Raw genomic sequence first — 16,308 nt, forward strand, 5'->3', positions numbered from 1 at the left:
TCTAATTCCAATCAGAGGTCATATCCGAACTTCTTCAGCTCATTTTCACTGTTTCTCCAGTCTTTTACCACCTTTACGCTCAGTTCAAGAAAGATCTTTTTGCCGAGCCATGCTTCAAGTTCTATCCGTGACTGGGTACCTACCCGTTTGATGGCCAGGCCCTGGTGGCCCAGGATGATGGCCTTTTGTGATTCACGGGCCACGAAAATGTAGGCAATAATGTGAATAAGCGCTTCAGTTTCTTTATATTGATCGACAGCAATTTCCACAGAGTAGGGGATCTCTTTCCGGTAATTCAGCAGGATCTTTTCCCGGATTTTCTCTGCAACAAAGAACCGTACGCTCTTATCGGTTATGGCATCTTTATCATAATAAGCGGGGCTTTCGGGTAATTTAGCCAGGATCGAGGCGAATACGGATTGAAGATTGGCTTTCCGCAAAGCCGAAACCGGAATGATGTCGGAATCAGGAAAGACCTGCTGCCATTCCCTGATCTTCGATTCAAGCGTTGGCTGGTCAGTAAGGTCTATTTTGTTGATCACCACGATTACCGGTATTTTCGTGTCTTTGATCTTACTGATGATCTCTTCCTGGTTGGCAGATTCGCCTATTTCAACCAGGTAGAGCAGGATATCTGCATCTTCAAAAGCAGATTCGACCTCTTTCATCATAGCCTCCTGCAGTTTATAATGAGGCTGCATCATACCAGGGGTATCTGAAAAGACTATCTGGTATTCTTCATTATTAACGATCCCGATGATCCTCTGCCGGGTAGTCTGGGCTTTATGGGTGATGATGGAAATCTTTTCCCCGGTGAGGGCATTGATCAGGGTGGATTTCCCGACATTAGGTTTCCCGATGATATTGACGAAGCCGGCTTGGTGAGCCATGAGATAATGTTTTTGCAAAAGTAGAGAAAAAGGAGACCCGGGGCAGAGGAAGTAAATTCCAAGCACCAAATCCCAAATCCCAAACAAAAAACAAAATCTAAAAACAAAAATTCAAAACAGTTTGAGTTTTGGGATTTGAGTTTTTAAATTTGTTTGGGATTTGGTGCTTGGGATTTGGGATTTGCCTGGTATTTGGCAGGAATGATCACTCTATTATCACCTTGCTAAAGAAACAATATCTTAATAAGAAATATTAAAATTATTGCCGATACAAAAAATATCAACACAGCCCAACCGCCAGTTATTTTGATTTTTTTCATAATAGTATTGATTTGAAATTTGAACTAATATTTGATGAAATTCAGAATTAGTGTAAGACTTCCATTGCGTCAAAGCCTCATTTTATCGTCAAATGAGAATTGCAATAATTGCGTTCACAAATTGCGTGACAATGTTCTACACGTTTCGATCGTGAGGTATATACGGCGAATGGCCTGGAAGAAGACCCCTGGTCATCTTGTTATGACATAGGAGGAGGGCGGATTTTTGCATTATTACCGATCCTTGATGAAAATATCACGAACGGTATATGGGAAATAAAAGATATGGGTTTAAGCGGGTAGCCCAAAAATATTCCGGAAAAGACAAGTAATGCAGATTCAGGTCCTTTATCTGCAATTGATCTGTGTCCTTCTTTAAAATAGCACTGATCCGAAGGTGATTGTGACTTGGCATTATTTGCCGGATGCTTTTTTGTGAGGGGAGCAACAGGAATATCCCGTTTTACACTAAAATTCTTGAAATCTGAGAAATTAACTTTAAAAATGTCAACAGGGTAAACCTTAGCAATTAAATTTCCGGGACAAACATTGGACCTTAATTCAGGTATCCCAGGATTAATTAAACCTAAAAATAGGAGCAGGAAACCATAAAGAAGCGTCCTTTGGTTCAAAGCTTTGGAATGTCCTTTATTGTGGTGCATTTTCAGGTAAATAATGATCCTGTTATTCATTATTCCGTAAATCTAACAAAAAAATGGTTGCTTTTGCAATGAAGTCTCGAAAAAATAACATCAATAACCTTAGTCATTCCCCTGTCTTTCCGCGCTGCCCTTCTTAAGGGTAAATCATCGTAGCATAGGCCTTCATGATCCCTGGTCCGGTATTTGTGGGAAATTGAAAAGGCTTGTTATGATGATGTGGCTATTATTTGGGGGTTTCATCAGGCGTGATTTGCATTGCTGGAGTGTTAGCATCCATTCCCTTTTTATGAGGGGCATGAGGATGCCATCCCACCACGCCCAGCATCACAAAAAAACTGACCACATAGGCTAATGCAACATGCCACCCGCTTTTTATATAACTAACCGTGTCTTTTGTTTTAGGGTACATATTTGAAAGCGCAACACCTGCAGAAGAGCCGAACCATATCATGGAACCGCCAAAACCAACCGTGTAAGCCAGTATTCCCCAATCATATCCGCCTTGTTCAAGGCAAAGCTTGGTGAGTGGAATATTATCAAAAACTGCTGAAACGAATCCGAGGATGAAGGCGGTCTGCCATGAAGCCGGCGGAAGCTCTTCCACAGGCATCATGGAAGCAATCGTCACCAGCGACACTAAAAAGATCGTTCCCTGCCAGGCGTGTTTCAACTCCTGCCAGGGAGTATTTCGCATCAGATTTCCCATAATGATGGCTGTCCAAACGCCCAGTGCCGGAAAATCAAACATGATATTTGTAGCAATGGCCCCAACCAATATCAAAACCACAATAAAGATTTTTCCCCAGTCGATCTTTACACCTGGACCCGAATCTTTGATAATAGGCTGGAATTTATGTTGTTGGATTGATCCGAAAATTCCAAAGATTAAAAATCCTGCAAAAGAAGCAACATATGCATGCATTACCCATACAGCTTCAACGCCATCGATCCACATCAGGGTTGTTGTCGTATCCCCGATAACACTTCCGGCTCCGCCCGCATTACTTGCCGCGATAATAGCTGCGAGGTAGCCGATATGTACTTTACCTTTAAAAACCACCATCGCGATAGTTCCTCCAATCATGGCCGCGGCAATATTGTCGAGGAAGGCAGAGAGAAAAAATACCATGACAAGCAGTACCAGCCCGCCTTTCCAGTCATCTGGTAAAAATTTTGGAAGTATCTTCGGAATATTTGATTCTTCAAAATGCTTGGCCAGGATAGCAAAACCAAATAAAAGACCCATCAGGTTGAGCAATATCCGCCATTCACCTTCTTCCCCTGCTGAGCCAAGTATATGATGGCCCAGGTTGAAGGAGGGATCGAAAATGAATTTAAAGATCAGCACCGCTGCAAGTCCGGTTAAAGCAACATACATGGTCCTTTTATGGAACAGTGCCACCCCGATGAGTGTGAGGGCGAACAAGATAAATTCAACCCTGACAGGGCCGATGGAAGGTATTGCAGAAGAGCTCTCCGCAACGGTCATGGCAACATCGGTAAGCAGCATATAAGTATATTTTGGATATTATTGAAGATGTTGATAGGATGGTTATTGCAGAATATTGACCATCTTCATATTTCCTTATTTTCTTTGATTATACCTCATTTCAGACGTTTATAAAAATATAAATTTATTCATTACCACTACTTCAAACTGTTTGAAATTTTGGATTTTGAATTTTATTTTTTGTTTGGGATTTGGGATTTGGAATTTGGAATTTATCCATCTGGATGTCGTGCCCCGGGATCAATCTTTTTCCGTAATTTTGCTATATCAGGATAAACAAACGGTTCATAACATGCCATTCTCCAATATAGCCTACCGGGCTCCTAAATATTACTTCAGCGATACATCGTTCAGTAAGCTCATGAAACGAAGGATCTATCATGTCCTCCTGATTTCCAGCGCTTATGATGCATTTGTCCTGGAAGACGACGGCAGGATCGACGAACAGATCTTCATCGAATATGTATCCCTCAACCTTCGTTATCCCCCGCAATTTATCCTTGCTTCTTCTGAGAAGAAAGCTTTCGAACTTTTGCGTGATGAAAAAATAGACCTGGTCATCGTTATGCTTAGCTCCGAAGAAATGGATACCTTCGGCCTGGCGGAAAAAATCAAGGTTAAAAACCCTGCCATTCCTATCGTTGTCCTGACCCCGTTTTCCAGGGAAGTCACCCTGAAAATGAATGATGCAAGCAAAAGCGTCATCGATTATGTCTTCAGCTGGCTGGGTAATGCCGACCTGCTGCTGGCCATCATTAAACTCATCGAGGACAAGATGAATGTCGACCACGACATCCAGGAAGTCGGCGTACAGGCTATTTTGCTGGTGGAAGATTCCATCAGGTTCTATTCAAGCTATCTGCCTAACATCTATAAGATTATCTTCAAACAATCGAAGGATTTCATGACTGAAGGCCTGAACGAGCACCAGATGATGCTGAGGATGCGCGGCAGGCCGAAAATCCTGCTGGCAACCACCTATGAAGAGGCGCTTGGATTATATGAGAAATATAAACGTAACCTGCTGGGGATCATCACCGATATGAGTTATCCAAGGAACGGGCAGCAGGAAAAATACGCCGGGGTGAAGTTCTGTGAAAAAGTGCAACGCGACGATCCATTTATGCCTATCCTGCTGCAATCGTCTGACAAGGAAGGGGATGATCTGGCTAAAAAACTGAAAGTGGGCTTTATCAACAAGAACTCAAAAACCATTTCGGTTGAATTAAAGAATTTCATCAGGGAATATTTTGCCTTCGGCGATTTTGTTTTTATTGATCCCGAATCCGGTGAAGAGATCGCCCGTGCAACAGACCTTAAGAGTCTGCAGGAATTACTGTTCCAGGTGCCTGATGAAGCTTTGCGTTACCAGCTGGTCCGGAATAAGCTCTCCAAGTGGCTCAGGGCAAGGGCTTTGTTTCCGCTTGCTGAAATGCTGGTCGATATCACGCTTGACGATTTCGCTGACCTGGATGAAGTCCGCCGTTATCTTTTCGACTCCATAGCCAGCTTCCGCATCAGCAAGTCAAGGGGTGTCATCGCCCAGTTCCGCCGGGAACGCTTCGATGAATACCTGACTTTTACCAGGATCGGTGAAGGATCTATTGGCGGGAAAGCCCGTGGATTGGCGTTTCTCGACATGCTCATCAAACGCAACCGCATCCTCGAGAAATGGCAGGGCGTCTATATTACCATCCCGCGTACAGTCGTTCTTTGTACCGATATCTTCGATGAATTCATGGAGGATAATAACCTTTATGAGATTGCCTTGTCGGACCGAAGCGATGAGGAAATCCTGAAGGAGTTTGTGCAGGCCCGCCTTCCCTTCCGCATCCATGAAGACCTTTATACCCTGATTTCGTATGTCCGCAGCCCCATCGCGGTCAGGTCGTCCAGCTTGTTGGAAGATTCACATTACCAGCCCTTTGCAGGCGTCTATTCAACTTATATGGTGCCTTATGTCGTGGATAATGAACGCATAATGATGGAAATGCTCAGCAATGCAATCAAAAGCGTTTATGCTTCTACCTATTTCAAATCGAGCAAGGCTTACATGACGGCGACAGCCAATATTATTGACGAAGAAAAAATGGGCATTGTCATGCAGACTGTTGCAGGCACCAAATATGGAAACCGCTTCTATCCTTCCTTTTCCGGAGTCGCTCGCTCGATCAATTTTTACCCGCTTGAACCTGAGAAACCCGAAGACGGTATTGCAAGCGTAGCGCTGGGGTTAGGAAAATATATTGTTGATGGCGGCCTGGCCCTGCACTTTTCTCCTAAATACGCTAAGAGGGTTTTGCAGACTTATTCTCCCGAGGCGGCTTTGAGGGAAACACAAAAATACTTCTATGCCCTTGATATGCACCCTGAAGTTTTCCGGCCAAATATCGATGACGGGATCAATATCCTGAAGCTTCCCATTAAAGAAGCCGAGGCCGACGGCTCATTAAAATGGCTGGCGTCTACCTATGACATGCAAAATGGCGTACTGAGGGATGGGGTGAATTATGAAGGCAGGAAATTGGTCACTTTTTCAAATATCCTCAAGCATAATGTTTTCCCACTTGCTGAAATCCTGCAGACAATCCTTGAAATCGGACAGAAAGAAATGGGCAAACCGATCGAGATCGAATTTGCTGTTGATCTGAACCGGCCGGTTAACGATCCAAAGATATTCTATTGCCTGCAAATCAGGCCGATAGTGGATAACAAAGAAAGTGTAACAACAAACCTGGAGAAAGTTCCTAAAGAGAAGACCATTATTTACTCTAAATCTGCTCTTGGCAACGGGGCCATAACAGATCTTTGCGATATCGTTTACGTTAAGCCTGAATCGTTCAACCCGGCTAAAAACAACGAACTTGCTGAACGTATCAGTAAAATAAATGATCAATTCAGGAATGAACATAAAAACTATATCCTGATTGGACCGGGCCGCTGGGGCTCACAAGACCCCTGGCTTGGCATCCCGGTGAAATGGCCCCAGATTTCCGCTGCCCGGGTGATTGTAGAATCAGGCCTTGAAAATTACCGCATAGACCCCAGCCAGGGGACCCACTTTTTCCAGAACCTGACCTCTTTCCGGGTAGGTTATTTCACGGTCAACCCATACATGAATGATGGTTTTTACGATCTGAATTACCTTAAGAACATGCCAGCCGTTTATGAAGATGAATACATCAGGCATATTCATTTCGATCAGCCTGTCCTGGTGGAAATAGACGGGAAGAAAAACCTCGGCGTTATTTATAAGGTTTAAGGTTTGAGGTTTAAGGTTACATTCTGGGATTTGTTTATTGTCTGTAAATTAATTATTTATAGAAATATTCCCCAACTTAACCCTTAAAATTTAAACCTTAAACCTACTTTTTGGCCGGTGTCGTCTTAATGCCGAAAATAGTGTAAAGCGGGCAGAAACTGATCAGGCTCGTAACGATAAAGATTGCGGCAAGCGCCAGCAGGATGTATCCGAATATTCCGCTTACTACATTGAAAACAAATAAGATAATAAATAATGCGGCAAGTAGCAGTCTGATAATCTTGTCGACTGATCCCATGTTCTTTTTCATAGTATTCAAATTTAAGTATTAATTGTTAATCTGCAGTTAAATCTTACCAAAGATCGTCAGAATATTTTAGAAATGCAATTTTTATCCTGAGATGGCATCTCAATTTTTTCATTCGCCCACCAGAGAGCTAGCCTACTTTTGTACCTTTAATCCTCCGTTCAAAATTTCAACATGATGAGAATATATAAGTATTATCTATTTATTTCTATTGTATTTCTGATTGCCCTGACAGCCTGTTCCGGAAATTCCCATAAACAACAGATCCTGACTGAAAAAATCCAGTATGATGTGCCTGTAATCAGCAGTGATCCTCAGCTCGACTGGTGGATCAATAATATCGAAGGTTCCAGGAGGGAACCTTTCCTGAAGAGGATCATGGAAGCCTCTGAGAGAGGGGAGGTGAGGGTATACGACTATTTTAACCAACAGCTGACATCGTTGCAGGTCCAGGCTCAGTGCATCGATACAATTTACAGGACACTCCTCCGGGAATATCCTCCGTACGAGGAATATGATACCATGACGATCGATGCGATATCCTACCGGGATATCACGAAGATCCGCTTTATGGAGGAATGGAGCTGGAACCCCGGATCACTCCAGATGGATAAGAAAGTTATAGCCATAGGGCCGGTCATTCAGAAGGAGATCGCGGGGGAAAGCTTTAACCAATTACTTTTCTGGATATACCTTGATGAGCAGTACCCGGCGAAGTAACGCTTTGTTCCCTATCTTTGCGCTTCATTTTCGAAAAATGGAATTTCAAACCAGGACATTTAGCAACGGTATCCGCTTATTGCATATCCCGGCCGGTGGGCCGGTAGCGCACCTTGCAGTCTATATCAATGCCGGGACACGTGATGAAGAGCACAATCAAAACGGCATCGCTCATTTTATAGAACATACGATCTTTAAGGGCACCCGCAAGAGAAAAGCGTATCATGTGCTCACCCGCCTGGAAAGCGTGGGCGGCGAGCTGAATGCTTTCACATCTAAAGAGGAAACCTGTATTTTCGCCACTTTTTTAACTGAGCACTTCCTTCGTGCCCTGGATCTTGTCGCGGACATTATCACCCAGCCCACTTTCCCTGAAAAGGAACTGAAGAAAGAAAAGGATGTCATCCTTGATGAGATAAACTCTTACAAGGATAATCCTTCCGAAGAAATTTACGATGTTTTGGAAGAAAATATTTTCCATGGTCATGCCCTCGGGAAAAATATTCTGGGAAACCCGGAAGATTTGCTGAAATTTACGCGCCAGGATGTGATAAGCTTCATCAACAAAAATTATACTGGAGGGAATTTGGTCATTTGTACCAGCGGAAACCTTGATTTCAAAAAGATCAGTCACCAGGTAGAGAAATTCTTTGAAGCTATTCCTGCTGATAGGCCGGGAAGAAACAGGCAGGCATTTTCTTCTTACCAGCCTTTCAATTTGAATTTGTCCCGGACAACTTACCAGACCCATTGCATGATCGGCAATGTGGCTTACGACCGGAAAGATCCCAGACGGTTTTCTATGTATCTGCTGAACAACATCCTCGGCGGACCGGCGATGAACTCCCGCCTGAATCTGGCCGTCAGGGAAAGGCATGGCTATGCCTACACCGTTGAGTCAGCATTTTTGCCTTACACAGATACCGGCATTTTCAGCATATATATTGGGACTGACAACGTAAATCTCAACAAATCCTTAGCCCTTATCCGGAAGGAAATGGAAAAGATGCGTACGGTAAAACTTGGAGCGTTACAACTAAGCCAGGCCCGGAAGCAACTGATAGGGCAGATTGAGATCGCCAATGAATCGAACCTGAATTACCTGATGGCGGCGGGAAAATCATTTTTACATGATAACCGCCTTTATGCACCTGACGAGATCAGGAAAAAGATCGAAGCGGTGACCGGCGAACAAATACTGGAATTGGCGCAGGAAATTTTTAACACGGAGAAGCTGAGTATGCTCATCTTTCAAAACCAACTGACATGATTGATCCCCGCCTGGAAGAATATATTGAAAGCCACACAACGCAGGAGCCTGAATTGTTGTATGAGCTTCGCCGCAGGACTTTCCTGCATACTCCTCATCCAAGGATGTTATCCGGGCCTGTCCAGGGCCGTTTCCTTGAAATGATCAGCCGGATGATCAGGCCTGAAAGTATCCTGGAAATCGGCACATTTACCGGGTATTCAGCCATTTGCCTGGCCGGCGGACTTGCCCCGGGCGGAATGCTTCATACCATTGAAGCTGATCCTTCTTATGCCGAAATCGCCAGGGAATATTTTAGGAAAGCAAACCTGGAAGATCGCATTGTGCTGCATGATGGCGATGCCCTGGAGATCATTCCTCAGGTACCAACAAGTCAAAAAAAACAGGAACAGAATGAAACTTGACAGGACAACCCATAGCAACAGAAAAGAAGGATAAAACGGAATGACTGCTGACCACACCAACCAACCCGAAAAGGTTTTATATTTTGCCTACCCTCATTTTTTGTTTTTAACTGCCGACCCACATTGTACACATTGGCAAACCGCGAGCCGTCACTCAAACCAAAGCTTACCAATGAGTGCATTTTGCCAACACTTTATAAGTTGTACCGAATAATGGATAAAGAAAAAAATGGCTCACTTTTAATTGACTTGGGCCGTGCATAATGAGAAAGATGAATAAAAAGAAAATGTTAAAAAATTTCAAAACTGAAAAATGAACATCCTCGCCACAGAGCAGCGGGGTATCTATGGGAATTATTTTTTATTCACTACAAGCGACAGGGAACTAACCCTGTAGCGATTAGATAAATAATAAATTTTTTAGAAAAGAATAAAAGCATTATTTTTAGAAAAAAATTTAAAGATAGGACCATGAAAAATAAGCATTTAAAAAGAATATTTTTTATAGCCAGTTTAATCATTATTGTGTTATCTTGCAATTATGAACCAAGTAAATTAAGAATAGGTTATAAACCAATAGCAGTTGATTTACCGATTTTTGCGGCTGTAGAAGAAGGGTATTTTAAAGAACAGGGTTTTAACGTTGAATTGGTAAGATTTACTTCAAGTAATGATCAGGTTAATGCAGCTACTTTGGGGAAAATCGATGTATTTGAGGCTGCGACAAACGTAGTTTTTGATGTAGGTTTTGTTTCAAAAATCAAGCATAAGTTAATTATTACGAATCCATATTCTAATGAAAAAGGATATATTTCGGATTATTTGCTTGTATCTGATACAAATAAAATTAAGAAAATTGAGGATTTAAAAGGAGAAAAGATAGGGGTTTTCCCTGGCTCTGTCATTAAAATGTTTTGTAATCTAATTTTTATGAAACATGGTTTAAATAAAGATGATTATGAATTAATTGAATTACAGACAAAAGATTGGGCTATTGCGTTGAAAACTGGACAGATAGCTGCGCTATCCGCATTGGAACCAACGGCATCACAGATAATAAAGGATAAAATAGCATATCCAATAGTAAACGGCTTATATGCAGAACTAATGCCGAATGTCCCTTTATCAGGGCATTGGATATCTGAGGAATTTGAAAAAAAATATGGTGAAGATGTAACAAAGAAAATAATATTAGCTTATAACAAATCAATCGATTTTATTGAAACTAATCCGGAAAAAGCAAAAAAATATATAGTGAAATATGCAAATGTTCGTGAAGATGTATTATCAAAAGTTAATCTTAATAAATGGAAAAAACATGAAGAGTTAGATTATAAAGAAATTCAATCATTTATTGATTTACTTTATGAGAATGGAGCAATTCAAAATAAAGAAAACATTAATGATTATATGTGTAAATAATAATTCATACATGATTACTTGAGTTTGATTAGTATAAATAATGTCAGTAAAATTTTTGATACACCTACTGGAAAAATAAAGGTGCTGGAGAATGTTTGCTTAGAAATTAAGAATAAAGAAATAATTGGTATTAGAGGAGAGAATGGTATTGGAAAAACAACTTTATTTAATATAATTGCTGGAATAGAAAATTCAACATCAGGAATTGTTAAAATCGGAAATGATGATAAAAAAATAAAGATCGGTGTGATTTTCCAAAATTATAACTCAACATTGTTGCCTTGGTTAAATGTTGAAAAAAATATACAAATACCTTTAACAATTAAAGGAGTTAATAAAAATAAAAAAAATAAAAAAACTAATGAAATTCTTGAACTTTTAAAATTTGATAACATCCCATTAAAAAATTTTCCAAACCAATTGAGCGGGGGACAAAAACAAAAAGTAGCAATTGCTAGAGCATTAATAAATAATCCCGATATTTTAATACTTGATGAACCATTCTCAAATCTTGATTATAAGACAAGTCTTGAACTTCAGGATGTTTTATTAAATATTCATGAACAAAGGGATATAGCTATGTTATTAGTCTCGCATGAAATTGATCATATTCTATATCTCTCTGATGTCGTCTATGTTTTAAAAGGAAAACCTGCAACTTTTTCTATTTCCTTTAAAATTGATATTGCAAGACCCAGGTCAAGACAAATTGTTTTCTCTGATACTTTTATAGAACTAAGAAAGAAAATACTAAAATTTGAATATGCAGATTTTCAGTAAAAAAAATATTTCAAACTACAGTAAGACCTTGCTTTCAATATTAGTTATTATAGTAATTTGGAGTGGTATAGGATATTTTAAAATTGTTAATGCATTATTTATACCTAAAATTGATGATACTTTTATAAGCGCCAAACATTTATTATATGATAAGACAACATATATTAGTCTGGGATTTACAGTATATAGAGCAATAGCAGGTTTATTGATAGCAATTGCATTTGGAGTACCTGCAGGACTGATTTTTGGAAGAATAAATTGGATTTACAAATATTTCGAATTACCAATAGAATTTTTCAGAGCAATTCCATCATCAGCATTATTCCCATTATTTATTTTATTTTTTGGTATAGGAAACGCTTCAAAAATTGGAGTTGTATTTTATGCATGTTCATTAATAATGTTAGTTAATTCATATTATGGCGCATTACCAAATCAAGAGAAATTAGACAGGATAAACATGTTGAGAAGCTTTGGAGCTTCAAACTTGCAAATTTTTACATTTGCAATATGCCGAGATGCTTTACCCGGTATTTCAGCAGGCATTCGGGTTTGTCTCTCATTATCCTTTGTTTTAGTTGTTGTTACAGAAATGTTTCTTAGTGCAAACGAAGGCATTGGGAAAATGATATATGACTACTATTTACAATATAGAATCCCTGAAATGTACGCAACAATAATAATTTTAGGAATTACTGGTTTTGTAACAAATAGAATATATATTCTTTTGGAAAAGAAATTTTTACCATGGTCTAAAAATGTATAAAAAATGAATGAAATAATTGATAGTACGAAAAATTCCTTTTTTGATTATAAAAAAGTAATTATAAATTTTATTTATTCCTTTTCGTGGGATATAACAAAGTGTTCTTTTGAAGATATTTTAAAAAGTATTAAAGCCAATGATGAAACTGAATTTAAAAGTTTCGAATTATTTAACAGACCTGTGAATTGGATAGAAAACCAGAATCAGCTATTTTATCGCCCTAATATTGTTTCTCAAAATTTATTAGTAATACAACGTTCTGGTCTTATAGATGATAATGCTGAAATTTATATTCCATCAAAAAAAGAAAAACGGAAAGTTACATCAGAAAAAATAAAAGCAGAACTAAATTATGATCTGCGTATTTATGAGAATGGTTCTGGAAATTGTACATTTTCATTTACTTTATCAAAGAATATAACATTTCAACATATACACTACATTTTACATCTCGCTTCAGGAATAATTTTGGGTCCAGAAAATAAAGACATTGGACATTTAACTTTTTCTTATTTGCCAGTTTCAGATAGCATTTATGAAAAATTCAATAAATTAGATAATAATAATAAAAAGAACATTCACTTAACTGAATTATATGACCATTTTATAACAAATGGATTGATGCCCAAAATTTGGAATGAAAAAGACTTATGGTATGATAAAAAAGTAATACAAAGAAATAATAGAACTTTTAAAAACTGGCAAACACCTTATATATTAACTATTGCTGAAGTAGATGAAAAGCAGTATGAAGAATTTGAAAATAATCCAACACGAGAGAAAATAAAAGAAATAGGTTCTATTGCAGTTAAATTAACTTTAGACAATGACCGTATATTGAGCGATTATGAATTATTGAAAAGGGAATATATTTATAATTCATTGGGATGCTTTATATGTAATGGTGATGGCGGACATGAATACGGCATACGATTAAAAAATTATTCTCATCATAGAAATTTATTTTATACGATTGGAAAAAGAAGTGCATTAGCGATTACTCCGAATTTAAATAATGATCCTAGTTATTATGTTATTCCAACACTTCTGAATTTAGTAGAAATACTAAGGTCAAGATGGCATTTAGGCAGTATTGTAAATTTAAAACTTGACGATACATTTGGAACGGTTGCGCATGCTGATAATATAGAAGATGTGCAAGATGAATTATTTGTTTGTAGAGTGCTTTATGGATTGTTTTTACAAGATCCATCACCTTATTTGTTTGATGGTGGAGCAATTACCGAAATAGCTGAAATCGGGGAAGAATTATTTTGGTTAAAAAAATTCTCTTATGAAATTGATAAAAAGTTCAATGCTCTTGATAAATTAGTGCAAGATATTTATTTAAGGAAAAGGTTCAAAAATTATTTTAATGAGAGCAGTAAATAGTGCAATTTCAAAATTAAAGGAAACTTTAATTGAAATTACGGAGATTAATAAAGAAACTTATGATTTTTTTAATAGGTATGTGCCAAATGAATTTCGATTATTATTAGATTCCGTATTAGATAAAAATTCACGTGCTGATATATTGTTAGATATAATAATTAAAAATGAAAATGTAACAACTTTTAATAAGATTGAATGGATTGATAATGTTAAGCATTTTTTAACATATGAATTTGCTAAAACGCCAAAAGTAAAATATGAAATAAATATTTTAACTGAAAAATTAAAATTATTGTATAATCAATTCTCTCAAGATGAGGTACTGTTAAAAACAAAATCACTTGCACAAAAAAGGAATCGAGTTTATTCCTTTTTTTCTATTGAACCCGTCAGCTGTGTAGTTATAGTTGCTGTACCTGTTGAATTCAGAGCTATTTATAGGTACTTAGAAGAAATGATTGAGGTCACTGATTTAAGAAGTCTCGAAGTTGCTTTAGACAGAAAAAAAGATAAAGAAAAAGAACTTAGAAGGGATTTACAAGCATTCGGAATCATAAAAAACGAAAATGTTTTTGCGAAAATTGCAATTATTAATTTGTCTGAATATGGCTCAATAGATTCTTCTGTAGCTTTAAAAGGATATACGGATTTAAAAGGATTTCCGAAAGAAATAATACTGGTTGGAATAGCTGGTCAAATGGATAAAAAAAATATCGTTAAAAAAGGGGATATTGTGATATCGACAGGTTTTTATGATGCATATCCCCAAAAGTTAAATATAGAAATTGATTACAGCAAAAAAGATGTTATCCCATTAGAAAATTCAAAGCCATCAATAATTGATAAAAAAAAATGGCAGCCTAAAGAAATATATGAAAAAAGACCTCGTATTAAAGATAAGAAAAAAGAAAATAAAACAAGTAACGTTTACATGGGTTATTTTGTTTCAGGACCTGCAGTTGTGAAAGAGGAAAGACATAAGACTAACATCCAAAATACTTTTTCTGATGTATTAGCAGTTGAAATGGAAGCTTCGGGTTGTTATAAAGTTGTTAATAATAAATCCAAATTTCGAATAATTAAATCAGTATGCGATTGGTCAACTGCAAATAAGGACAAAAGATGGCAATCTTTTTGTGCTGATATTGCTGCTTATTTTACTGTTGAATATATACTTGCTAAATATGGAAAAAAAATATCTTGAGAAAATGATAATGAAAATTAAAAAACCATTTAATACACCTATCATTAAAATTAATGGGATGTTAGGAATTACTCATTTTTATATTAAAGATGAAAGTACTAATCCTACTCATACCTTTAAAGATAGGCTTTCATTTCATTTAATAAAACAGTTTGTAAAGGATATAGAAAAAAATAAAAAAAATTATTTTGGATGTATATCATACGGGAATACTGCATATAGTTTGGGCTATTATTGCAATGAAATAAATAAATTATATAATAAAGAAATATGCGAAGCCATAGTCTTTGTACCTAGTAAATTAAAGGAAAAAACTTTAGGTCCCGATACTGATGGAAAATATGTTAAAGCAATATCAATGTTAAAGGAAATATCAAGATATTGTAAAATAATCAAGATAGATATTGATAAAAAATTTTATACTGATAATGATTTACTTGAAAAAGCAAAATGCAGATTTCCTGAAATTGAAATCTTTAAGAATATTTCGGAGGGACTTGAATATCCTGTATATGATGAACTATTTATTGAATCAGTTGACGATTTAAAAACTGTTCCTGATTATATTATTGTTCCTTTTGGTGCAGGAATTTTATGTAATGAAATAATTGATTATATTAATGACCGTAAATTAAAAACAAAAGTAATTCCTGTGAGTACAGGGAATCCCAATTCAATTGCTTTAATGTTATATGGACCTTATTGGGTTGATACAAAATCTCTATTACAATATGGCAAAGGAGAGACTTTATATAATAAAATAGATAAAAAAGGAAGATTAAGGGAACCTTATTACGTATATAATATTCAAGAAGAAGATATTTTGGATTCTCTAATAGAGTTAAAGAAGTTACAAATTAGTTCAGAGCCAAGCGCTGCTGCGGGGTTTGCTATGGTGAAAAATATTAAAAATATTTATTCAAAATTTGACCCTAAAAAAGATGTAGTACTTGTCATTAACACAGGAAATGGATTATTGAATTTTAAGTAAAAGAAAAATTGATTGTATTTTATTCTATTATTTATAAAGTAAAAGTTTCTAAAATTTAACCCACTCAAGTTGCGTCTTAGTTAAAACATTTCCAACTGATTATAAAATTACAGTATGAAATTTTTCAAGTTGAAAGTATTTTTAATTATTGTAAATTAATAAAAAACGTTACTGTTCAGCGGTAGCTAACAGAAAATCTACAGGGTTACCGTCAATAGCCAGTTGTATTGAATCAAGAATATTATACCCCTGTTTTCTTATTGTGGAAATATAAGAACGTATTCTGCAAAAAACCTCTGCTCCTTTTCTTGTACGAAAACAACCGGATATTTTCTGTTTTAATTTTATCATTCTCAAGTCGCGTTCTGCCAGATTGTTATCGAAAGGAACATTTTGGTTTGTAAAGAA

General features: G+C 37.1%; 14 protein-coding genes. 10 read left to right on the forward strand and 4 right to left on the reverse strand.

Translation table 11 applies throughout. The annotated features are described in order from the left end of the window. Positions 1 to 11: 11 nt before the first annotated feature. Positions 12 to 890 (reverse strand): GTPase Era, encoded by an 879-nt coding sequence (gene era, locus M0Q51_11085; protein MCK9400522.1) that lies wholly within the window; start codon positions 888 to 890, stop codon positions 12 to 14. Between the two features lie 1,205 nt (positions 891 to 2,095). Further along, entirely contained in the window at positions 2,096 to 3,382 is a 1,287-nt protein-coding gene (locus tag M0Q51_11090) for an SLC13 family permease (GenBank protein ID MCK9400523.1), read from the reverse strand. Between the two features lie 292 nt (positions 3,383 to 3,674). Between M0Q51_11090 and M0Q51_11095 the strand changes: the two genes are divergently transcribed. Next, positions 3,675 to 6,644, forward strand: coding sequence for a phosphoenolpyruvate synthase (locus M0Q51_11095; GenBank protein MCK9400524.1), 2,970 nt, complete (start codon positions 3,675 to 3,677; stop codon positions 6,642 to 6,644). A gap of 103 nt (positions 6,645 to 6,747) precedes the next feature. Here the strand turns inward: M0Q51_11095 and M0Q51_11100 are convergent, their stop codons facing one another. Next, positions 6,748 to 6,954 carry a DUF2892 domain-containing protein gene (locus tag M0Q51_11100; GenBank protein MCK9400525.1) on the reverse strand — a complete coding sequence of 69 codons (207 nt, stop codon included), beginning with the start codon at positions 6,952 to 6,954 and terminating at the stop codon, positions 6,748 to 6,750. A 171-nt stretch (positions 6,955 to 7,125) separates the two neighbouring features. Here M0Q51_11100 and M0Q51_11105 point away from each other — a divergent pair, with 171 nt between their 5' ends. The 9 genes from M0Q51_11105 (at position 7,126) to M0Q51_11145 (ending at position 15,900) form a co-directional block, all read left to right on the forward strand. After that, the gene (locus M0Q51_11105; protein ID MCK9400526.1) at positions 7,126 to 7,671 is read left to right on the forward strand and encodes a hypothetical protein; all 546 of its coding nucleotides are present in this window, start codon (positions 7,126 to 7,128) and stop codon (positions 7,669 to 7,671) included. A 37-nt stretch (positions 7,672 to 7,708) separates the two neighbouring features. Continuing rightward, positions 7,709 to 8,941 (forward strand): insulinase family protein, encoded by a 1,233-nt coding sequence (locus M0Q51_11110; GenBank protein ID MCK9400527.1) that lies wholly within the window; start codon positions 7,709 to 7,711, stop codon positions 8,939 to 8,941. Then, positions 8,938 to 9,345 (forward strand): class I SAM-dependent methyltransferase, encoded by a 408-nt coding sequence (locus tag M0Q51_11115; GenBank protein ID MCK9400528.1) that lies wholly within the window; start codon positions 8,938 to 8,940, stop codon positions 9,343 to 9,345. Before M0Q51_11110 ends, M0Q51_11115 begins: the two co-directional genes overlap by 4 nt. A gap of 471 nt (positions 9,346 to 9,816) precedes the next feature. Then, a complete protein-coding gene (locus tag M0Q51_11120; protein ID MCK9400529.1) occupies positions 9,817 to 10,767 on the forward strand; it encodes an ABC transporter substrate-binding protein in 951 nt (316 codons plus the stop codon). Between the two features lie 18 nt (positions 10,768 to 10,785). Next, positions 10,786 to 11,547, forward strand: a complete 762-nt coding sequence (locus M0Q51_11125) for an ABC transporter ATP-binding protein (GenBank protein MCK9400530.1) — start codon at positions 10,786 to 10,788, stop codon at positions 11,545 to 11,547. Continuing rightward, positions 11,531 to 12,313, forward strand: a complete 783-nt coding sequence (locus M0Q51_11130) for an ABC transporter permease (protein ID MCK9400531.1) — start codon at positions 11,531 to 11,533, stop codon at positions 12,311 to 12,313. Before M0Q51_11125 ends, M0Q51_11130 begins: the two co-directional genes overlap by 17 nt. Positions 12,314 to 12,316: 3 nt before the next feature. Continuing rightward, positions 12,317 to 13,705, forward strand: coding sequence for a hypothetical protein (locus M0Q51_11135; GenBank protein ID MCK9400532.1), 1,389 nt, complete (start codon positions 12,317 to 12,319; stop codon positions 13,703 to 13,705). Beyond that, positions 13,689 to 14,909, forward strand: coding sequence for a hypothetical protein (locus tag M0Q51_11140; protein MCK9400533.1), 1,221 nt, complete (start codon positions 13,689 to 13,691; stop codon positions 14,907 to 14,909). The genes M0Q51_11135 and M0Q51_11140 overlap by 17 nt, the downstream gene beginning before the upstream one ends. Beyond that, the gene (locus tag M0Q51_11145; protein ID MCK9400534.1) at positions 14,890 to 15,900 is read left to right on the forward strand and encodes a pyridoxal-phosphate dependent enzyme; all 1,011 of its coding nucleotides are present in this window, start codon (positions 14,890 to 14,892) and stop codon (positions 15,898 to 15,900) included. The genes M0Q51_11140 and M0Q51_11145 overlap by 20 nt, the downstream gene beginning before the upstream one ends. A 168-nt stretch (positions 15,901 to 16,068) precedes the next feature. Here M0Q51_11145 and M0Q51_11150 read toward each other — a convergent pair. Then, positions 16,069 to 16,308 (reverse strand): transposase (locus M0Q51_11150; protein ID MCK9400535.1); only part of this gene is annotated, 240 nt, incomplete at its 5' end.

This window comes from Bacteroidales bacterium, from assembly GCA_023229505.1.
GTDB lineage: Bacteria > Bacteroidota > Bacteroidia > Bacteroidales > JAGOPY01 > JAGOPY01.